Below are 20,553 nucleotides of genomic sequence, written 5' to 3' on the forward strand. Positions count from 1 at the left end.
CGGCTCGGGACTGCCCGACCTGCCGACTGCTACAGCCGGACCACGTGAGCTCCGTATTGGAGATTGGCGCCGATCGCCGCAATCACGACCGGATCCCCACTGCCGAGAGTTACCTTCTGATTGCGGATGTCCTCGGCGAGTAGGATGAACACGCTCGCACCCGAAGTATTTCCGTAGCGCTCGACATTTATCGCCGTCCGGTCTTCTGGGAGACCGGCGATATCCATCAGTTGCTCGATGAGTCGGAGATTCGATTGGTGCGGATAGAACCGTTCGATGTCGCCGATATCCATGCGGGCATCGGCGAGGACATGGTCTATCATCTTTTTCATGGTGGGTGCATAGGCATCCGCAACCCTTCTTCCGATCACGTGATGTGCATGATCCGACAGGGCGATGCCCGGCATTCCAGGTGGACGCAGGTTTCCACCAGCCGGCCGAACTACGATTTCGTGGTACTCGTTGATCGTCGCGGACGACTCTATTCGAGACTCACTGTCGTCATCGACAGCCTGGAGGATCACGGCGCCGGCACCGTCGCCGAAGAGCAGCGCGGTCAGGAATGCCTCGTTCTCCTTACCCGCGTAGACGACACTCCCGGTGTAAAGGTCGCGACTCAGCAGCGGCGACACCAATTGAACCATCACAACGGCAACCTTCTTGCGCACACCGCTGAGAATCATTTCCTTGGCCCACTGCAGGCAGAAGACCGAGCCTCCGCAGCCGGCGTCGACCTGAAGCACAGCGGCGTCCGGGCGCATTCCGACCCGGTGATGGAGTAACTGCGCGTCACTGCCGAAGCCGAGCCTGTCCGGGGTACTACAGCCGACCACAAGACCATCGAGGTCTCTCGCGTCGAGACCGGCCACCAGCAGCGACTCCCGAAGCGCCTCCTCCGCCAGCAGCCCAGCGGGACCCGGTGCATCACCGTATCCAGGGGGAAACACCGGGCGCCCGGCAGCGTCATCGAAGTCGAAGCTGAAACGCCGCTCTCGAATTCCGGTCTTCTTCTCGAACTCTTCCGGTGTCCACGGCATCTTCCGAGGTCCAGGAAACATGCCGAGCAACCGCTCGTTGGTCATAATCAGCGGAGGGACGGAAGCCCCAGCTCCGGTGATCGCAACTTTCATCGCTGTATTACCTGCCATTCGAAACGAATGTCCGCACCCATGCCATGGTCGCGGCACATCGACCGCCCGTGCCATCTTGTCGCTCGGGGCTGCTATAGCAGGCAGACCACCCAATGACACGTCAAATATATGTCCATATAGCAAGGCTTCGAGGGTCGAGAATATCCCCACCACTGGGAAGATTTCACTCGCCGGACAACCCTGTTGCATCCACCCCTGAACCCAAGTCGATATTCGGCGCCACCAATACATTCTCGGCTAACGGGTGAGCCAGGGGCGATTGGAGCGTTGCTGAATGTTCGCTGCGGTTCGGGGTCTGGTCCGATAGCGGGCGAATTCGGTGGCGGCTTGTGAATCTGTCGGTGGTGTGCGGCATCATCTGTGCACGCAGCCATCCACGAATACCGCTCGGAGTGCCACCATGTCGTCCCCACGAACAAAGCTACAACCATTGTCGGACACTGAGATTCAGCAGATCGCCACGGAGATCGCTGGCGGTCGCCCGCCGATGGTGTGGTTCACCGCGGCCGCGGTGGGCGTGCCGGAGGGACGGTCCGGCAAGGTGGTCGAGATCGGTGATCGATCCGAGAGTGACTTCCTGCGGGTCAAGCCGACCGGGTCGAAGGATGTACTGTCCTTTTCTCCGACCGAAGTGACGTTGACCAAGCCGCCGCGGGATAAGGCGGCAACCGCAAGCTCTGCCCAGCCGAAGTCGACAACCAGGAAGGAAGCCATTGTGACCCAGCCGTCGACCTTGACGAGCCCCGCGCCGCCGGCCCCGAGCCCCACCCCGACCGCGGCGGCCCCGAAACCCGTTGCCCCAGCGACGGAGCCGGCCAAGCCCGCGGCGCCCGCCGGTGCCGCGAAGCCCGCGGCAAAGACCACGGCCGCCGCGCGGACCAAGGCGAAGGCACCTGAGGTCACGGTGACGCTCACCGGTACCGCCGATGGCGAGTGGTCGGTGGAGGTGGTCAGCGGCAAGAAGAAGACCGTGCGCGGTCTGCCGGTGACCAGTTCCGCGGTGGCGCAGGCGGCCAAGGTGCTGCATCCGGAGGTGGCCGAGGTGGTGGCCGGAATCCTGGAGGCGGCCCGAGTGGTCCAGGAATCCAAGGTGCAGCAGTTGCAGGCGGAGTTGGAAGAAGCGCGGCGCCTGCTCGACGAGCTCTCGGACTAGACAGCGGTGCTGGCGGATCTGCCGCTGGCGTTATGGGACCGGCCGCTCGGGCGCCAGATCCGGCGTCCCGAGTCGGCGGTGCTGTGCCGTGGCTCCGCACCGTGGCGCAGATCGTCATGGAAGGCGTAGCCGAGCGAGTACTCCTTCGCGTGGTACATCGCCGAATCCGCATCCCGAATGAGGTCGTAGATGGTGTCGTCGGAGTTGCGCGCGCTGCCGCAGGCCAGGCCGACGCTTGCGGTAATCGGAATTTCGCCCGCGCTCAGCTCGAACGGCCGAACGAAGGCGCCGAGTAGTCGCTCCGCGAGCGTGGCTGCCTCCTCCCGGTCGAGCGATGCGAGCACTACGAATTCGTCGCCGCCGTAGCGGGCCACCACATCATCGCGCCGGATGAGGTGCCGGATCCGGGATGCCGCATTGGCGATCAGCTCGTCACCGACCGCGTGGCCGTAGCTGTCATTGACCATCTTGAAGCCGTCGAGATCGATGAACAGCAGACACAGCGGCCGCTCGATCCAGTGCTCACGATTGCGATTCAACGCGTGCAGCAGCGCGGACCGATTCAGCAAGCCGGTGAGCATATCGTGGTCCGCCTGGTATTGCGCGCGCCGTTCACTGCGCGCACTGCGCACGATGGCGCGTTCGCTGCGCACCAGCACGCCGATGAGCAGCAGCGCGCACAGTGACGAGACCACTACCCGATCGAGAGTATCCAGACTGGAGCCGACCACCGGAATCAACGAAGCCACGATCAACGCGACCGCGATGAAGCTGGCCCGCTGCCGCGAATGGTGCGGGTGGATGCGCCGTGGCGCACCAAGACTCGCCATGGTCGGATGCAGCGCCGCGACGCCGACGATCGGATAGGCCACCAGCAGTGGCACCAACAGCAGCTCATGCGCGAAAGGTGCGCGGCCGACGGTATCGAGGCTGTAGCCGAGATCGCCGATCAGCACGGCGATCAACCCGACGTGCAGCAGGCGCAGCGAGGTCTCCGAACGGGTCGCGGTGGCCATCGAATGCGCGACCAAGGTCAGCAGCAGGGCGTCGAGCACCGGATAGCTCGCGGCCACCAGGGTATTCGCGATGGTGCGGTGCGACTGCAGGATCGGTGAGATCAGAAAGGTCCACGAGGCCAGCAGTGCCCCGAGTCCGATGAGCACCGAGTCGAGCAGCAGATCGTAGTTGGGCCTGTCCTGGCGTGGCCACAACCACAGCGCCGCGGCCACGCCCGTGCCGAAATAGCCCGCAAGAGTGAACAGGTCGTCGATCGGGTGCAGTGCGTGGCTGTCGATCTCGCGGGTGGCCGTACCCACGGCGAACAGGACGGCCGAGACCGAGAGCAGGTACCAAGGCAGCGGCCGCTCGGGACGATATCGCCGCAGGCCGATGCAAATCATGGTGAGCGTGCCGAGCACCACGGCGGCCATGGTCAACAGCGACAACGGCCGGACATCAAGGCAGAGCAGTACCGTGAGACCGATCGCGGTGAGTACGAGAAGTACTGTGCACCACCGTATTTCGCGGCGGCACCGAATGGTCGTCGGCTGCCCTTCCCGGACGGTCATCAGCCCCCCTTGGTCGCTCCATCCCCAGTGAACCGCGCCGCGTAGTAGGTCTGCGAATCTTCCACCGCGACTTCGACCTGCGCCTCCTGCTCATCGAGCACCGCTCGAAGGCTGTCGGCGAAGGACAACCGAGTGTTGTTGTACGAGCAGATGTCCCAACCGACCGCAGCGCGTTCGGCCACCAATACCTGGACAACTGATTTGATCATGGCATGGAATGCGGCCCCCTGTCGCGCACTTGGCGCAACTAGCGTGAAACCCGCGTAGTAGATCGCGTCGCGCGCCGCATATTCGGGATAGCGGGCGGCGAAATACTCCGGACTGATCCACGGGACGGTCTCGAGATGTTTGGTCAGCGTGGTCACGCCGATGGGGTCGCCGGTCGCGGTGCGCGCGACGTGTTTGACTACCCTCGGGTCGATCATCTCCGCGCGGAATTCGGATCGGTGTAGGACCTGCCTGGCAATGGCCTTGGTGCGCAAGGGGCCGAAGGCCTCCTCGTACAGGAGGTGGAACATGTCGATCCGGTCGTCCGGAATGGTCGATTCGATGGTGACCGTGAGTTCGGGCGGCCCGCCGGTCACCCGACCACCGCTGCCCATCGAATCACTGCGCAATGCCGTCATTGTCGTCCCCATGGTGTCGTGTGATATGCCGCGAGCACCAGCGCGCAGGTCGGCGTGCCATCGGAGCGGGCCTCGGTGGTGCACAGGTGAATCGGGCCGAATCGCTCCGGCCGGTTGCGGGTCATATCGGTCAGGCTGGCGCGGATCAGTGCCGCGACCTGCGCGGCCGTCTCGGCTTCGTGCTCGACGAAAAGTCCAGCGCCGGAACCGTCGTCGCGCAGCACCCAGCCGATGCCAGCGCCCGCGCGCTCGCCCACCGCGTCCGCATGCTGCGCGGCGTAGACACAATAGAGCCGATCACCCCAGGGGATCGGCTTGCGGACGCGACCGGTCCGGGTCAGGACGGCTCGCGGCGGGATGACCGAGGACAGGCGGATCAAGTTGGCATCACCTACTCCCAGGTCACGCAGTGCCGCATCGAAAGCCGACATAGCCGTCGGGCCGACCCCCGTCGCCGCGCCGATCTCGATCGTCAGTGGAGCTCCGGAGTCACGCTGATCGCCGCGGTCCGGCCTGCCCATGGGCGGGAGCAGTCGATCGATCCACTGCAGCCCGAGCAGGCCGCCGCGTTGGGTTGTCAGAATCATAATGCCCTCCCGAAGCCGTCGGCCGGATTTTTTAGGCCGGTATTGCGTCAAATTCGACTGTGCGTCAAGACGATCGATCACGCATCCGCGTCGGCCGAAAGACGTGGTCCGGCGGCGTGTCTCGTAGGGTGTGGTGCCCAGGGTTGCTGGGATGACATGTGTGCACTGGCATTGCGACGAAGTGAGGAATTCGTGCCGAAGTGGGTGGCGCCGGGGCGGGTCAACATCATCGGTGAACACACCGATTACAACGACGGTTTCGTGCTGCCCATCGCACTGCCTCTGGTGGTCGAGTGTCGGGCGGAGCCGCGAATCGACGGCCGGGTCCAGGTGGTCTCGCGGCAGCGGCCGGGTGAGACGGTGCTGGTCGCGGTGAGCGAGCTTGCCGCCGAACGGGATCGGGTTCCCGGATGGTCGCGGTATCCGCTGGGCGTTGTGTCCGAATTCGCCCGGCGCGGATATGTGCGTGACGGCGTCGACCTGGAGTTGGACGGTGCGGTGCCGATCGGCGCCGGACTGTCGTCCTCGGCGGCGCTGTCGTGTGCGGTGGGTATCGCGCTGCGAGATCTGTTCGCGCCCACCGTCACCGATCGAGAGTTGATCGACCTGGCCCGTGCGGCCGAGAACGACTACGCCGGGGTGCCGACCGGACTGCTCGATCAGTCCGCATCGATTCTGTGCACCGCGGGGCATGCGTTGTTCCTCGATGTGCGTCGGCTGGGCGCGCATGACGGTGTCGGGCACGAACAGATTCCGTTCGATCTCGATCGGTTCGGGCTGGAGTTGTTGGTGATCGATACCGGACAGCCGCACGCGCTGATCGATGGTGGTTACGCGCGGCGGCGCGCGCAATGCGAGGCGGCCGCCGCGGCACTCGGGGTGCCCGCGCTGCGCGACATCGAATCGGTGGCGGCCGTGGACCGGATCGGCGATGCGGTGCTATGGCGGCGAGCACGGCATGTGGTGACCGAGAATATGCGCGTGCTCGCGGTTGCCGAAAAGTTGCGCAGTGGTGCGGATCCGCGCGAGATCGGACCGATCCTGACCGCGGCGCATGAATCGCTGCGCGATGATTTCGAGGTTTCGACACCGGCGCTGGATGCCGCGGTATCCGCCGCACTCGAGGCCGGGGCGTATGGCGCGCGCATGGTCGGCGGAGGGTTCGGCGGCAGCGTAATCGCGCTGGTCGATCGGGACGCCACCGCGTCGGTCGCGGACGCGGTGCGAAATCGGTTCGCGCGATCGGGTTTCGCGGTACCGCGCACATTCGTTGTCGTTCCCGGCGCGGGTGCGCACCGCATCGCTTGAGCAACTGTTCACTCTTTGTGCGCGATTGTGCCGCGCGGATACGGCACAGTCACGCACTGTAGAACGCGCACGCCCGGTTTCATCGCCTCCCGGAGGGACGACGCTGTGCCGCAGCTATGACCTGTGGCGGCAGCATGTGCGGCGGGATCGGCCGGACGGGTACTACCTGAGCGTCGGTCGGCTCGCCACTGTAGGCGCGACGATCGCGGCCACCGGAACCGCGCTCATCGTAGGCAATTTCAGCAATATGATGGATTATCTGCAGACGCTGTTCAGTTTCTTCAACGCACCGCTGTTTGCGACCTTCATTCTCGGTATGGTGTTGTCGCGGCCGGTCTCGGTGCCGACCAAGGTGGGCGCCGAGACGCCCCATGAGGATTCGCCTCCCGAGGGTTGACTTTCCGCTCGCGATTTCGCCAGTGTTACGGTCGGGACATTCGAAATTCGCGAAGCGGTTGCAGGAGACGATCTTTGAGCCACGCCGACCCGTTCCCGCTCCAGCAGACACCGATTCACGTACCCGATGCGGTGCTCACCGATCTGCGCCAGCGGCTCGCGCTGACGCGCTGGCCCGACGATGTGGGCAATGGCGACGGGTACTACGGCGTCGACCCCGGCTACCTGTAAGAACTCGTCGAGTACTGGCTGCACGAATACGACTGGCGCAAGGCCGAGGCCGCGATCAACGCCTATGACAACTACCTCGTCGACGTCGCCGGCGTACCGCTCATTCCCTGGGAAATCCCGGACCTGTGGACCCAGGATCTGCGCCGCACCTTCCGTAGTCGCCGCTAAGTACGGTCGGGGGCTTGCAGGGCGGGAAACCAGATATCGGTGAGCACTTCGGCGGCTTGGTCGGTGGAGACATCGATGGTGCCCTGCATGGCCCAGCGGGTGAAGAAGCGTTCCAGTTGGGCGACAAGGAGTTCCACCCGTAGGCGAGCCTCGTCGCGGCGGTTTTCGGGCCAGCGGGCGATGTAGGCGGTCATGACATTGGGCAGGGCGAGGATGCCGAGGCGGACGACTTCGCGGAATTCCGGCTCCAATGCCGTGGCCTCATCCCACGCGGGTAGCAGGTCCTTGTATTCGTGGAACCAGGCGATGGCGCGGGTGACCCAGTCCACGAATTCGGCACGGGAACCGGTGTCGAGCACCCGATCCAGATCCTCGTAGAAGTGCAGTGCGGTCGGCAAGGTGCTCTGTTCGGCGATGGCGCGCAGGATCTCCAACTTGCCGCTGAAGTGCAGGTAGAAGGTGGCGCGACTGCAGCCGACGGCGGTGGCGATGTCATCGACCCGGACCGCCGCATAGCCCCGTTCGATGAACAGCGCCTTGGCGCAGTCCATCAGTCTGGCGCGCGTCTGCAGTTTCTGCTCGTCGCGCAGGCTCAGTCCGGTCGGGTTCGACTTGGTCGGCATGGTAGACATCATGTCATTTCACTAGACAGCACGTCTAGCCGGTGCTAATTTGTTGCCTACGTCACTCCACGTGCCGCAGGCGGCGCGGGATGGTTCGCCGCACCGGATCCGGTGCCGCCCACATGACGGCAATCCTTCGGACGAGGACTACAGAAATTGACTCACAGCAACCATCCCCGGGTATGCGTCATCGGCGCGGGCCCCTCCGGAATCACCGCCGCAAAACGCCTGCAGGACTTCGATATTCCCTTCGAGGTTTTCGAGGCGAGCGATGAGGTAGGCGGCAACTGGTATTTCAAGAATCCCAATGGCATGTCCGCCTGCTACCAGTCGCTGCATATCGACACCAGCAAGTTCCGGCTCGCCTTCGAGGATTATCCGGTGCCTGAGGAATGGCCGGACTTCCCGCACCATTCGCAGCTGTTCCAGTACTTCAAGGACTACGTCGACCATTTCGGCTTCCGCGACAAGATCCTGTTCAACACCAAGGTCACCGCGGCCGAGCGCAAGGCCGACGGCAGCTGGCTGATCACCGCGAGCGACGGCCGCACCCGGGCCTACGACGCGCTGCTCGTCTGCAACGGCCACCACTGGGATCCGAACATTCCGGACTATCCGGGGGAATTCGACGGTGTGCTGATGCACGCCCACGCCTATAACGATCCGTTCGACCCGGTGGATATGCGCGGTAAGAAGGTCGTGGTGGTCGGCATGGGCAACTCCGGCATGGATATCGCCTCGGAACTCTCACAGCGCTACGTCGCCGAGAAGCTCATCGTTTCCGCGCGGCGCGGGGTCTGGGTGCTGCCGAAGTATGTGCACGGCACCGTAGGCGACAGACGGAGTATACCGCCGTGGATGCCGCGTAAGGTCGGCCTGAAGCTCAGGCAACGCTTCGTGCGCAAGTTCCGCGGCGATATGGAGTTCTACGGGCTGCCGAAGCCGGATCACAAACCGTTCGAGGCACATCCGTCGGCGAGTGAGGAGTTCCTATATCGCGCGGGCTGCGGCGATATCGCGTTCAAACCGGCTATTACCGCGCTGGAGGGCTCGCGGGTGCGCTTCGCCGACGGCAGCACCGAGGAGGTGGACGTCATCGTCTGTGCCACTGGCTATCACATCAGCTTCCCGTTCTTCTCGGATCCGAAGCTGGTGCCGGACACGCAGAATCGCATTCCGCTGTTCAAGCAGATGATGAAGCCGGGTGTGGACAATCTGTTCTACCTCGGCCTGGCCCAATCGCTGCCGACGCTGGTGAATTTCGCCGAACAGCAGAGCAAATTGGTCGCGGCCTATCTGACGGGCAAGTACCTGCCGCCGTCGGCAGCGGAGATGAATGCCGAGATCGAAGCGGTCGAACAGCGCCGCGCCGAACAGTTTTACAACTCGCCCCGGCACACGATCCAGGTCGAGTTCGAGCCCTACGTGCGCGATATGACCCGGGAAATGGCAAGAGGCGCAAAGCGAGCCGCCGCCGCCGGCAATGCGCTGCCGGTGCCCGCCAGGACACTCGAGAATGCGTGAGGGGCAACCATGACGACATCAGGATTCTGTGCGGACGAATTCGCCGGTGTGCGAACGGAATTGGCTGAGCAGATCGCTACGGGCGCGGAGCTCGGCGCAGCGATCTGCGTGACCGTCGACGGCAAACCGGTCGTCGATATCTGGGGCGGGCATCATGATCCCGAGCGGACCGTGCCATGGACCGAGAACACCTTGGTCAATGTGTTCTCCATCAGCAAGACCATGACCGCGCTGTCGGCGCTGCTGCTGGTGGACCGCGGTGAGTTGGATGTGCAGCAGAAGGTCGCGCACTACTGGCCGGAATTCGCCGCGAATGGCAAGGGCGATATCGAGATTCGCCATCTGCTCGGGCACACCTCTGGTGTCTCCGGTTGGGAGCGGCCGATCGAGCTGGCCGATATCTACGACACCGAGGCGGCGAGCGCACGGCTAGCGACCCAGCCGCCGTGGTGGGAGCCGGGCACCGCATCGGGCTATCACGCGTTGAATTACGGACATCTGATCGGCGAGGTGATCCGTCGAATTACCGGCCGCACCCTGGGCCAGTTCTTCGCCGAGGAACTCGCCGGACCGCTGCATGCCGATTTCCATATCGGCACCGCACCCGAAAATCATCACCGCATCGCACCACTCGTCCCGCCGCCGCTGCTGCAATTCGATATGGCCACACTCGATCACGACAGCGTCCTGGTCAAGACGTTCACCAGTCCTCTGGTCGATCTTCCGGAGGCCAATAGTGCCACGTGGCGCGAGGCCGAAATCGGTGCGGTGAACGGGCACGGCAACGCGCATTCGGTGGCGGCGGTACAGTCGCTGGTCGCCTGCGGGGGCGAGCTGAACGGTCGAAGGTTGTTGTCTGAGAAAACAATCGATCTGATCTTCGAACAGCAGTCCGACGGTCCGGATCTGGCGCTGCTGGCGCCGTTGCGCTTCGGCCTCGGCTACGGCCTGCCGCAATCGCAGACCGCGCCGGAGGTGCCGGACGGGAAGGTCTGCTGGTGGGCCGGACTCGGCGGTGCCATCGTGGTCAACGACCTCGATCATCGAGTCACCTTCGCCTACACCATGAACAAAATGGCTCCGGGACTCATCGGCTCCGATCGTGCGAATGCCTATCTGCGCGCAGTGTTTTCGGTGGTGAGAGCATGATGCGGGCACTACAGCTCACCGAACCTGGTGTGCTCGAACTGCGCGAGGTCGCGGTGCCCGCGATCGGACCGACGGATCTGCTGCTGCGCGTCGGTGCCGCGGGCATCTGCCATTCCGATCTGCATGTGCTGCATATTCCGTTCAAGATGCGCGAGGATCCGCTGACGCTCGGGCACGAGGTCGCGGGCACCATCGAGGCGGTCGGCAGTGCGGTCGACGGTCGGGTGGTCGGTGAGCGCGGCATTGTCTACCTGTGCTGGTCTTGTGGTGTCTGCCGCGAATGTGTGAGCGGCAATGAGAATGTCTGCCTCGCCGCCGGACGCACCGCCATGCCGCCCTGTCCAGGCCTCGGTCCGGACGGTGGTATGGCCGAGTACATCCGCATCCCCGCAAGCTCCTTCGTACCCATCGGGGAGCTGGATTTTCTGCAGGCCGCGCCGCTGGCCGATGCGGCGCTGTCCAGCTATCACGCCATCAATGGCGCGCGTGCACAGTTGTACCCCGGTTCCGTCGCGGTGGTCATCGGCATCGGCGGACTCGGCCATGTCGGGGTGCAGATCCTCACCGCGACCACCGCAACGCGGGTGATCGCCGTCGACGTGAGCCCGGACAAACTCGCCTTGGCCGCCCGCTGCGGTGCGGCCGAGGGCCTGCTCTCCGGTGCCGATACCGCGCGCGAAATCCTGGACCGCACCGATGGCCGTGGTGCCGATGCGGTCTTCGACTTCGTCGGTGTGGATGCGACCGCCAGACTCGCGGTTGAGTCCGTAGCCCCCAATGGCGCGTACCGCATGATCGGACTCGGCGGCGGCGCACCGGAAATAACGGCTGGACCGGCGGGCGGTCCCGGCTGGCCGTGGGGAGCTTCGATCCGAAAGTCGTATGGCGGCACCAAATCCGATCTGATCAACTCCGTTGCCCTGGCCAAGTCCGGCCGCCTCACCGTCGAAATCGAACGCTTCGATTTGGCGGACGGCCGCGCAGCCCTCGACCGACTGGAGCGCGGGCTCATTACCGGCCGCGCCGTCCTGGTGCCCTGAACCCATGAGGAAATACCTTCCATGACAAAGCCTTTCGATCCACAGGCAGTGGCCGCACAGGCCGTTGCGCGGCTGACCGGTCCCGGCGGACCATTCGAGATGACGGTCGAAGATGTACTCGGCGCGCCGATTCCGGTGGTCAAGGACCGGATCCACTCATTGCGCGAGGTGCTCGCGGCCTCGGCCACCCTGGGTGATCGCGACTACTTGGTCACCGAGGACCGGCGCATGTCCTATGCCGAGCATGTGGCGACCGTCGGCGCGCTTGCTCGCGCGCTGCGAGACCGATACGGCGTCGAAAAGGGCGATCGGATCGGCATTCTCGCGGCCAACACTCCCGAATGGGTGGTGGCGTTCTGGGCGGCGCAGACGCTCGGCGCGATCACGGTCGGATACAACGCCTGGTGGATGCCGCGCGAAATCGCCTACGGCCTGGAGCACACCAGCCCCGCGGTCCTGATCGTCGATGCGAAACGCGCGGGTCAGGTGGCGGCGCTCGATATTCGGGTTCCCGTGCTCACCATGGAGCACGATGTGCCCGCGCTGATCGCCGAATTCGGCGACGGCGAGCTACCGGATACTCCGGTGGACGAGGACGATCCCGCGGTCATCCTCTACACGAGTGGCACCAGTGGCCGCCCCAAGGGTGCGGTGCATTCGCATCGAAACCTGGTGGCGGTCATCGATTATCATCGTTTCAACGACGCACTCGCCGCCATTTTCCAGGGCGGCACCGACGACGGCAGTCCGAAGGGCCGCCGCTTCCTGCTCACCTCCCCGCTGTTCCACATCGCCAGCCTGCACAATCTGGTGCTACCGCGCATGGCGACCGGCGATACCACCGTCATCTACCAGGGCGCATTCGATGCCGATCGGATATTGCGGCTGATCGGACGGGAGCGGATCACCAATTGGGGTGCGATGCCGACCATGGCGAGTCGCCTGCTCGAAGTGGATTTGACCAGCTACGATCTGACCTCGCTTGCGGCCTTCTCGCTCAACTCGGCACCGTCGTCGGCCGCACTGCAACAGCAACTGCGCGAACAACTTCCGGTCGCCGAGGCTGCGTTGGTGACCAGCTACGGCATGACCGAATGCGGTACCGCGGCGACCATTGCGGCACCGGCCGAACTCGCCGCTTTCCCGGATACCGTCGGCCGCCCGGTCATCGGGGTCGAACTACAGCTCCGCGACGAGCTCGGCGAACCCGTCGGCGAGGGCGTCGAGGGTGAGATCTGGGTGCGCAGCCCCTATGTCATGCTCGGCTACTGGGCGGACCAGGCAGCCACGGCCGCCGCCATCACGTCCGACCGCTGGTTGCGCACCGGCGATATCGGTGTCCTCGAGCAGGGCCGACTCCGATTGTCCGGCAGGCGTTCGGATCTCATTCTGCGCGGTGGCGAGAATGTCTACCCGACCGAGGTCGAGCAGTGCCTGGACGAACATCCCGCGGTGCGCGAATCCGCCGTTGTCGGACTGCCCGACGCCGATCTCGGCCAAGTGGTCGGCGCCCTGGTTGTTGTCGAAAGTCCTTCCGCCACAACCGAACAGGATCTGGCCGAGTTTGCGAAGCAGCGCATCGCATACTACAAGGTGCCCGCACGGTGGCGCATCACCACGACACCCCTCACCCGGAATGCGACCGGCAAGGTCGTGCGCGCCGGGATCGCCGAAGCCCTAACCGATTCCGCATCGGAGTGAAGTCATGTTCGACACGATTGTGAAAGGCGGACGGTGGTTCGACGGCACCGGTTCGCCGTCGGCCATCCGCCATCTCGGTATCCGGGATGGCAGGATCGCCATCGTCTCGGCCGAGCCCCTCGATGAATCCGACTGCCCGCACGTCATCGATGCCGCCGGGAAGTGGGTGATACCAGGCATGATCGACATCCACACCCACTACGACGTCGAGGTACTGCAAAGTCCGGCGCTGGCCGAATCCATTCGGCACGGCATCACCACCGTGCTGCTCGGATCGTGCTCATTGTCGACGGTGCATGTCGACGCCTCGGACGCCGGTGATCTGTTCGGCCGAGTGGAGGCCATTCCGCGCAAACATGTGCTCACGGCGATGACCGAAACCAAGTCCTGGACTTCGGCACACGAATATGTCGAGGCACTCGAGGCACTCCCGCTCGGACCGAACCTGGCCGCCTTCATCGGGCATTCCGATATTCGGGCTGCCGAGATGGGATTGGATCGCGCCACCCGCAAGGAGATTCGCCCGACCGATGCCGAATTGGCCGCCATGGCGGCCAAACTCGATGAGGCATTGGACGCGGGCTTCGTCGGCATGTCCTCCCAGCAGCTGTTATTCGACAAGCTCGACGGTGAAGTCTGCCGGTCACGCACCCTGCCATCGACCTATGCGACCACCAGGGAACGCCGCAGGCTCAATGCGATCCTGCGCCGCCGCGGCCGGGCATTGCAGGGCGGTCCGGACGTGGCCCGGCCGCAGAGTCTGGTCGCGATGGCGGCGAGCAGCCTCGGTATCTTCCGCAAGCCGCTCAAGGTCAGCCTGCTGTCTGCGGCCGATATCAAGGCCATTCCCGCTGTCGCCCAGATCTTTCCGTTGATCGCGCGGGTACTCAATCGGCTGGGCGGTGACTTCCGCTGGCAGCATCTGCCGGTGCCGTTCGAGGTCTACTCCGACGGTATCGATCTGCCGGTCTTCGAGGAATTCGGTTCGGGCGCGGCGGCATTGCACCTGTCCAATCAGTTGGAGCAGCGCCGCGAGCTACTGCGCGACGAAGGCTATCGACGCCGATTCCGCAAGGATTACGACAAGAAGTTCGGGCCGCGAGTGTGGCATCGCGATTTCTTCGACGCCGAAATCGTGGAGTGTCCGGACGCTTCGGTGATCGGGAAGACCTTCGGTCAGGTCGGGCTGGATCGCGGTGGCCTGCATCCGGTGGACGCATTCCTGGACCTTGTCGTCGAATACGGTGGCAAAGTGCGTTGGCGCACAACCATTTCCAATCACCGACCGCGGGTACTGGACAAGTTCGCCGCCGATCCCGGTGTGCAGCTCGGCTTCTCGGATGCGGGCGCGCATCTGCGCAATATGGCCTTCTACAACTTCGGGCTGCGGTTCCTGCGCCGGGTGCACGACGCCGAACGCGCGGACCGTCCGTTCCTGTCACTCGAACGTGCGGTGCATCGCATCACCGGTGAACTCGCCGACTGGTACGGCATCGACGCGGGGCACCTGCGTCCCGGCGACCGCGCGGATGTGGTCGTCATCGATCCAGCACATCTGGACGAGTCCGTCGAGGAGTATGCCGAGGCCCCGATCGCCATATTCGACAATCTCGCACGCATGGTCAACCGCAATGACGCCACGGTGGTCGCGGTACTCGTCGCCGGTGAGTACGTCTTCGGCGCGGGGGTGGCGGCTCCGGTCCTCGGCACCCGCCGCACGGGTCGCTTCCTCCGGGCGGGTACCTGACTTGGCCGTACCGTCCGCCCGCTGATCTGGAACACCATGCGCGGCGGACGCAAGTCCGGACTGGCCTGGGTCGATGCCAGGCTCCCGCCGGCTCCGGTGGCCCGCTGGTTGGCACTACGGGATGCGGTCATCTCCCGGATCGTCGCCGACCAGCTCAGCGAGAGCCGGGCGGCGGCGCACACCGCACTATGGCGCACTGGGGTGATATGGGCCGGTTGCCGGCGCTGCACGGCCTGGGGCAGGACTTCCCGACCCATGCCGACCTCGATGTTTTCACACCCGGCCCGGTTTCCCGCCGATCTGCACCATCTGGGCGAGCAGAACCGCATCCTGTCCGCCCGCGCCGGCGCCCGGCTCGACGAGACACTGCATCCGCACACTCGAATTCAGCTCACGGAATGCGGTCACCTGCCTATGGTGGAGGATCCAGAGACCGTAACGAACATCATCACCACCTTTCTGTCCAGTCCGGAGGTACGGCCGTTCGGCGCGACAGAACACCCGGTCAAACCCTGATTCCGGGTGTTGATCTTGTTGTTTGACGGCACCGAACGCGGTTACCTGAACCTCACCATCGAGGAAAGGGACGTCATGTTGCTACGCCGATTTGCCCGACCACTGCTGGCGACCGCGTTCGTCGCCGATGGGGTCGACGCGCTGATCCACCCCGAGCCGCGCGCCCAGGCGGCATCGGCCCTGGTTCAGCAGGGTAAGCAAGCGCTGCCCGACAATATTGCCGCCAAGTTGCCAGCAGAGCCGGGAACGTTCGTGCGGATCAATGCGCTCACCCAGGTCTCGGCCGGTGTGCTGCTTGCCCTCGGTAAGTATCCGCGCCTGGCTTCGCTCACCTTGGCCGCGACGGTGATTCCGGCGACGGTGACCGAACAGGATTTCTGGGCGGAAAAGGATCCGGAACGCAAGGCGGCCAAACGCACCGCCTTCTTCAAGGATGTGAGCCTGCTCGGCGGTCTGATGATCGCCAGCGCGGATACCGAAGGCAGACCGTCGCTCGGCTGGCGTGGTCGACGGGCCGCCAGCAATGCCACGGCGGCGGTTTCGGCCGCATTGCCGTTCACCGCAACGGATTCGGCCACCAGCGAGGCACTGCGACGCCATGCACTCGATGCCGCGGTGCGGGCCCGCGAACTCGGCGATGTCGCGGCGGTGCGGCTCGCGGTCGCCCAGGAGCGGGGCTCCGAAATCGCGGAGACGGTCAAGGAACACGGGCCGGAATGGGCCGAGCTGGCCAGGGAGCGTGGTGCGAAGTGGGCCGAGAAGACCGCGGAACTCGCCGAACTCGCCAGAGAGCGCGGACCCGAAATCGCCGCGATGGCACGGGAACGCGGCGCGCACCTCGCCGAAATTGCCCAGCACCGCGGCGCCGAACTCGCCGAACTCGCTAAAGAACGCGGACCCGAAATCGCCGCGACAGCACGCGAACGCGGCGCCGAAGCACAGAAACGGCGCGCACGCTTGGCCGAGAAGGCCCAGCACCGAAGCGCTGAGCTCGCCGAACTCGCCAAAGAACGCGGACCCGAAATCGCCGCGACAGCACGCGAACGCGGCGCGCACCTCGCCGAAATTGCCCAGCACCGCGGCGCCGAACTCGCCGAACTCGCCAAAGAACGCGGACCCGAAATCGCCGCGACAGCACGCGAACGCGGCGCCGAAGCACAGAAACGGCGCGCACGCTTGGCCAAGAAGGCGCGGCGTGCCAAGAAGGCCCAGCCGCAGGTCGACAAGGCCCTGCGTCGTCTCGATAAAGCTCAGGAGCGGATGGCACTGGCGCAGGAACGGATCGCGCAGGCACGTGCCCGGGTAGCGGCGCGGCGCGGCTGAATCGCAGCCGACCCTACACCGGGGCAACACATCCCGGTGTGGGGTCCGCGAGCGCCGCGGCCAGGGAGCCGACGCGGCGGAAATGCGCGGCAAGTCCAGTGAGCTCGATGGCCCGATCGACACAGCGCACCGTGGTGATCAAAACCATTCGACGGTCGGCCTTTTCGGCCGCCGCCTGGGCCTCGATCAGGGTCGTCAGTCCGGCGGCGGCGAAGAAGGTGACCGGCGATAAATCGACGATCGTGATCGAACCCCGAGAACCGAAGGCCCGCAACAGCTTGTCCCGTAGTCGCGGAGCGGTCCACAGATCGACCTCGCCCGCCACAACCACCAGCGTGACATCACCACGCGGGTGGCTCACCGTGCATTGGATGACCCGAGCTCCTGGCAGGGGCGAAATATCAACGCGCTCACCGTGTTCCATTGTGTCACGGTCAGCGGGTCTACCTACCGGATAAGCGAAATGGGTCGACATGCGCTGGCTCCTGCGGTCCGGTCGGACCTGTCTCATCAGTGAAGCAGGGTCGGTCGAGTCTGTACAGGGATCGTGCGCGCTACACGGTAACGGATGCGAAATATTTCCGGGAACCAGGGCGTGGCACCGTCCGACTAAGTGGCCATGCAGAATACCGACGCATCGAAAGGCCGCTCCCGCCCATGAAACGTGCCGCTGTGCTGGCCTTGGCCGTCGGCACCCTCACCGTCACCGGATGTTCGACCACGGTCACCGAATTCGCATCTACTACACCCGCCGCCGCGACCGAGGGGGTCACGAAATATCCCGTCACCGTGGCGAACTGCGGTACGAGCTACACCTTCACCGAGGCACCGAGACGGGTCGTGGTGATGAACGGCGGCTCCATCGGCGAGATTTCATCGCTGGTCGCCCTCGGTGTCGCGGATCGCGTCGTCGCCAATGCCCAGTCCTACGGCGCCTCCGACGTGCCCAGCCGCGCCGATGCCATCGCGGCCCTGCCGACCGGCGGTATCACCCCGAACAACCTGCAGGACATTGCCCGCGAGGCCATGCTCGCGCAACATCCCGATCTCGTCATCTCCACCGGAGGCGGTGGCTTCTCCGCCGATCAGGGTTTCGCCACCCGTGCCGAGTTGTCCAGCGCGGGTGCCAATACCTATGTGCCCCGCGCCAATTGCGGTGCGACCGGCGCGGTCACCGGCACGCCGACCATCGAGGACAGTTACGCCATGCTGCGCGATTTCGGCACGATCTTCGATGTTCCCGGCCGCGCCGAAAAGCTCATCGAAGACACCGGGCGCAAGATCGCTGAGACATCCGCGCGGGTTGCCGGTCAGCCCGAGAAGAATGTGCTGCTCATCTTCCCCGGTATGGATATGGGCGATGCGGGTGACTTCTCGGCCATTGCGGCGGGCGGCATCTGGAACGACCTGATCGACAAGGCCGGTGCGGCGAACCCGTTCAACCGAACGGACGGAACGACTTTCGTGGCGATCAGCAAGGAACAACTCGCCGTCACCCCGATCGACGGACTCATCGTCGTCGACTACCGCAATCCCGATATCGACGGCGCGGCCAAGCGGATCCTCGAACAGTTCCCACAGTGGAACGCGAGCAAGAACACCAACTACACGGTGCTCTCGGATTCGATCTACCTCGGCCCGAGCAATGACATCGCGGTGGACAAGATCGCCAGACTCGTCCATCCCGAACAGCTCCGATGACGAGCGCGCCTCGACGACAGCGGTTGCTCGCAACGGTACCGCTGCCCATCGCGATTGCCGTCTCACTGGCCATTCTGTTCGTGGTCATGCTGGTATCCATCGGCGCTGGATCGGTTACGGTCTCCGTTGCCGATACCTGCCGAGTCATCCTCGCCCACTTATCGGGTCGGACACCGGATGTCGGGTTCACCGTCGACCAGATCGTCTGGAACTATCGTCTCCCCCGGGTCATTCTCGCGGCGCTGTGCGGCTGTGGATTGGCGATCTCGGGCGTGATTCTGCAAGCGCTGGTGAACAATCCGCTTGCCGATCCTTATGTGCTCGGCTTGTCTTCCGGCGCCGCGCTCGGTGCGGTGACCGTCATTGTCACCGCGGGTGCGGCACTCGGCGGTATCGGTGTCTCGGCCGCCGCATTCCTCGGTGCAATCGGCACCGCCGCAGTGGTTTTCACACTCGGTCAGCGGCGTGGCACCCTGACTCCGACCCGCCTGGTGCTGGCCGGTGTCGCCGTCGGGTATCTCCTACTGGCGGCGACGAACTACCTCCAGTTGCGTGCGACCCCGAACGAGCTTCGCGCGGTCATGTTCTGGACCATGGGCAGTGTGTCCGGCGCGAGCTGGTCCCGGCTCGGGCCGGTCACGCTGGTGGTCCTCGTGGTCGTCGCCGTCGCGCTGGCCTTCGGCCGTCGCCTGAATGTGCTCGGCACCGGCGACGAACAGGCGACCGCACTCGGCGTCGACGTCCGCAGAACCCGGATCGTTCTGCTGGTGCTGGCCTCCCTGCTGACCGGTGTGCTGATCGCGGTGGCGGGCGGAATCGGCTTCGTGGGCTTGATGATTCCGCATCTGGTGCGCCTGGCCTTCGGCATGGACCATCGTCGGGTACTACCCCTGGCCGCACTACTGGGCGCGGCCTACCTGGTTCTCGTCGACCTGTTGTCGCGAACCATCGACGCCCCCACCGAACTCCCGCTCGGAATCTTCACCGCCGCCTTCGGCGCGCCGTTCTTCCTCTGGTTGCTCCGCCGTGACGGAGGTCCGGCATGACGTGGCATTTCGCTCCGTCGTCGGGTGCCATGCCCGCGGAGACACACGATGCAGGAACCGCGGAGTTGTCGGTTGTCGGGATCACAATCGCATTCGGGGGCGCACGGGTACTGGACGCGGCGACGCTGCATGCTCCGCCAGGATCCTTCGTCGGCGTGGTGGGGCCGAATGGCAGCGGTAAGACGACGCTGTTACGCGCCATCTATCGCTCGTTGCGACCGGATCGGGGCACGGTGCTGATCGACGACACCGATATCGGCGCATTGTCGGTGGGTGCGGCGGCGCGCACCACGGCCGCGGTGCTCCAGAATGGTTCGGGTGCACCGGAATTGACGGTCGCGGAGTTGGTCGGCCTTGGCCGCAATCCGCATCACGGGCTGTTCAGTCGGGATACCGCCGCCGATCATGCGGCGGTCGCGGATGCCCTGGCGCGCACCGGTGTCACCGAGTACGCCGAACGCCCGGTCGGCTCGCTATCGGGTGGTGAGCGTCAGCGGGTGCTGCTGGCCAGGGCACTCGCACAGCAACCGCGCCTGCTCGTGCTCGATGAACTGACCAACCATCTCGACGTACGCGCCCGATTCGAACTGCTCGACCTGGTCCGCTCGACCGGTATCACCACACTGGCTGTACTGCACGAATTGGAGCTGGCGGTGCGCTGCTGTGATCAGCTGGTGGTTATCGAACACGGCAAGGTCGTCGCGGCGGGTGCGGTGCTCGAGGTCATGACCACCGAGCTGCTGCGTGATGTCTTCGGTGTCAATGCCACCGCGGAGCGATACGACGACGGCATTATCCGATTGCATTACGCGGCAAAGCCTTTGGCCGCCCGATGATGAGCCGTTCCCCGGTGGGGATTCGTACTCAGCGGAAAGCCGGGGCAGCCGTTCGCGCGGCTCGCCGAGCAGCCCGCGGAATTGTCCGGTCAGATCATCGGCATGCGACAGCTCGGGGAGATGGGCCGACAACCGCCAGACATCCTTCTGGGTGGCCCG

The 20,553-nt window shown here is 64.8% G+C and carries 20 protein-coding genes and 1 pseudogene; 15 read left to right on the plus strand and 6 right to left on the minus strand.

What is annotated here, in order from left to right; translation table 11 throughout:
- Window positions 1–29: 29 nt before the first annotated feature.
- Entirely contained in the window at window positions 30–1,205 is a 1,176-nt protein-coding gene (locus AB0L63_RS31150; RefSeq protein WP_364508232.1) for a 3-oxoacyl-[acyl-carrier-protein] synthase III C-terminal domain-containing protein, read from the minus strand.
- Window positions 1,206–1,581: 376 nt separating this feature from the next.
- Between AB0L63_RS31150 and AB0L63_RS31155 the strand changes: the two genes are divergently transcribed.
- Complete coding sequence (locus AB0L63_RS31155; RefSeq protein WP_364508234.1) at window positions 1,582–2,304, plus strand: DUF6319 family protein; 723 nt, start codon at window positions 1,582–1,584, stop codon at window positions 2,302–2,304.
- Here the strand turns inward: AB0L63_RS31155 and AB0L63_RS31160 are convergent.
- The 3 genes from AB0L63_RS31160 to AB0L63_RS31170 are packed head-to-tail and all read right to left on the minus strand — an operon-like array spanning window position 2,301 to window position 5,085.
- On the minus strand, window positions 2,301–3,872 hold the full coding sequence (locus AB0L63_RS31160) for a GGDEF domain-containing protein (RefSeq protein ID WP_364508237.1): 1,572 nt from the start codon (window positions 3,870–3,872) through the stop codon (window positions 2,301–2,303). The genes AB0L63_RS31155 and AB0L63_RS31160 overlap by 4 nt on opposite strands.
- The gene (locus AB0L63_RS31165) at window positions 3,872–4,498 is read right to left on the minus strand and encodes a hypothetical protein (RefSeq protein WP_364508240.1); all 627 of its coding nucleotides are present in this window, start codon (window positions 4,496–4,498) and stop codon (window positions 3,872–3,874) included. The genes AB0L63_RS31160 and AB0L63_RS31165 overlap by 1 nt, the downstream gene beginning before the upstream one ends.
- Window positions 4,495–5,085 carry a pyruvoyl-dependent arginine decarboxylase gene (locus AB0L63_RS31170; RefSeq protein ID WP_364508243.1) on the minus strand — a complete coding sequence of 197 codons (591 nt, stop codon included), beginning with the start codon at window positions 5,083–5,085 and terminating at the stop codon, window positions 4,495–4,497. The genes AB0L63_RS31165 and AB0L63_RS31170 overlap by 4 nt, the downstream gene beginning before the upstream one ends.
- A 192-nt stretch (window positions 5,086–5,277) precedes the next feature.
- Between AB0L63_RS31170 and galK the strand changes: the two genes are divergently transcribed.
- The 4 genes and pseudogenes from galK to AB0L63_RS31190 all read left to right on the plus strand — a co-directional run bounded on the left by galK (window position 5,278) and on the right by AB0L63_RS31190 (window position 7,188).
- Window positions 5,278–6,393: a galactokinase gene (galK, locus tag AB0L63_RS31175; RefSeq protein WP_364508246.1), complete on the plus strand. Its 1,116-nt coding sequence runs from the start codon at window positions 5,278–5,280 to the stop codon at window positions 6,391–6,393.
- 112 nt (window positions 6,394–6,505) lie between these two features.
- Window positions 6,506–6,712 (plus strand): annotated as a pseudogene (locus tag AB0L63_RS31180) (Na+/galactose cotransporter); the annotation flags it as partial.
- Between the two features lie 152 nt (window positions 6,713–6,864).
- Window positions 6,865–7,020: an epoxide hydrolase N-terminal domain-containing protein gene (locus AB0L63_RS31185; protein ID WP_364508248.1), complete on the plus strand. Its 156-nt coding sequence runs from the start codon at window positions 6,865–6,867 to the stop codon at window positions 7,018–7,020.
- Between the two features lie 18 nt (window positions 7,021–7,038).
- Complete coding sequence (locus AB0L63_RS31190) at window positions 7,039–7,188, plus strand: hypothetical protein (RefSeq protein WP_364508292.1); 150 nt, start codon at window positions 7,039–7,041, stop codon at window positions 7,186–7,188.
- Here the strand turns inward: AB0L63_RS31190 and AB0L63_RS31195 are convergent.
- Window positions 7,185–7,811 (minus strand): TetR/AcrR family transcriptional regulator, encoded by a 627-nt coding sequence (locus AB0L63_RS31195; protein WP_364508251.1) that lies wholly within the window; start codon window positions 7,809–7,811, stop codon window positions 7,185–7,187. The genes AB0L63_RS31190 and AB0L63_RS31195 overlap by 4 nt on opposite strands.
- A gap of 156 nt (window positions 7,812–7,967) precedes the next feature.
- On the opposite strand from AB0L63_RS31195, the gene AB0L63_RS31200 reads away from it, so the two are divergent.
- From AB0L63_RS31200 to AB0L63_RS31230, 7 genes are read left to right on the plus strand one after another with little or no spacing between them, the layout of a single operon-like run.
- Window positions 7,968–9,335 (plus strand): NAD(P)-binding domain-containing protein, encoded by a 1,368-nt coding sequence (locus AB0L63_RS31200; protein ID WP_364508254.1) that lies wholly within the window; start codon window positions 7,968–7,970, stop codon window positions 9,333–9,335.
- A gap of 9 nt (window positions 9,336–9,344) precedes the next feature.
- A complete protein-coding gene (locus AB0L63_RS31205) occupies window positions 9,345–10,484 on the plus strand; it encodes a serine hydrolase domain-containing protein (protein WP_364508257.1) in 1,140 nt (379 codons plus the stop codon).
- On the plus strand, window positions 10,484–11,524 hold the full coding sequence (locus tag AB0L63_RS31210; protein ID WP_364508295.1) for an NAD(P)-dependent alcohol dehydrogenase: 1,041 nt from the start codon (window positions 10,484–10,486) through the stop codon (window positions 11,522–11,524). Before AB0L63_RS31205 ends, AB0L63_RS31210 begins: the two co-directional genes overlap by 1 nt.
- Before the next feature lie 21 nt (window positions 11,525–11,545).
- A complete protein-coding gene (locus AB0L63_RS31215) occupies window positions 11,546–13,225 on the plus strand; it encodes a class I adenylate-forming enzyme family protein (protein ID WP_364508260.1) in 1,680 nt (559 codons plus the stop codon).
- Window positions 13,226–13,229: 4 nt separating this feature from the next.
- Complete coding sequence (locus tag AB0L63_RS31220; protein WP_364508263.1) at window positions 13,230–14,972, plus strand: amidohydrolase family protein; 1,743 nt, start codon at window positions 13,230–13,232, stop codon at window positions 14,970–14,972.
- Window positions 14,973–15,008: 36 nt separating this feature from the next.
- Window positions 15,009–15,488, plus strand: a complete 480-nt coding sequence (locus AB0L63_RS31225; RefSeq protein WP_364508266.1) for a hypothetical protein — start codon at window positions 15,009–15,011, stop codon at window positions 15,486–15,488.
- A 15-nt stretch (window positions 15,489–15,503) separates the two neighbouring features.
- Window positions 15,504–16,811 (plus strand): DoxX family membrane protein, encoded by a 1,308-nt coding sequence (locus AB0L63_RS31230; RefSeq protein WP_364508268.1) that lies wholly within the window; start codon window positions 15,504–15,506, stop codon window positions 16,809–16,811.
- A 13-nt stretch (window positions 16,812–16,824) separates the two neighbouring features.
- Here the strand turns inward: AB0L63_RS31230 and AB0L63_RS31235 are convergent, their stop codons facing one another.
- Window positions 16,825–17,172, minus strand: coding sequence for an STAS domain-containing protein (locus tag AB0L63_RS31235; protein WP_364508270.1), 348 nt, complete (start codon window positions 17,170–17,172; stop codon window positions 16,825–16,827).
- 296 nt (window positions 17,173–17,468) lie between these two features.
- On the opposite strand from AB0L63_RS31235, the gene AB0L63_RS31240 reads away from it, so the two are divergent.
- The 3 genes from AB0L63_RS31240 to AB0L63_RS31250 are packed head-to-tail and all read left to right on the plus strand — an operon-like array spanning window position 17,469 to window position 20,394.
- Window positions 17,469–18,512: an ABC transporter substrate-binding protein gene (locus tag AB0L63_RS31240; RefSeq protein WP_364508273.1), complete on the plus strand. Its 1,044-nt coding sequence runs from the start codon at window positions 17,469–17,471 to the stop codon at window positions 18,510–18,512.
- Window positions 18,509–19,558 carry an iron ABC transporter permease gene (locus AB0L63_RS31245; protein ID WP_364508276.1) on the plus strand — a complete coding sequence of 350 codons (1,050 nt, stop codon included), beginning with the start codon at window positions 18,509–18,511 and terminating at the stop codon, window positions 19,556–19,558. The genes AB0L63_RS31240 and AB0L63_RS31245 overlap by 4 nt, the downstream gene beginning before the upstream one ends.
- A complete protein-coding gene (locus AB0L63_RS31250; RefSeq protein ID WP_364508279.1) occupies window positions 19,555–20,394 on the plus strand; it encodes an ABC transporter ATP-binding protein in 840 nt (279 codons plus the stop codon). Before AB0L63_RS31245 ends, AB0L63_RS31250 begins: the two co-directional genes overlap by 4 nt.
- Window positions 20,395–20,553 lie beyond the last annotated feature (159 nt).

Source organism: Nocardia sp. NPDC051990, assembly GCF_040680755.1.
In the GTDB taxonomy this organism is placed as follows: domain Bacteria; phylum Actinomycetota; class Actinomycetes; order Mycobacteriales; family Mycobacteriaceae; genus Nocardia.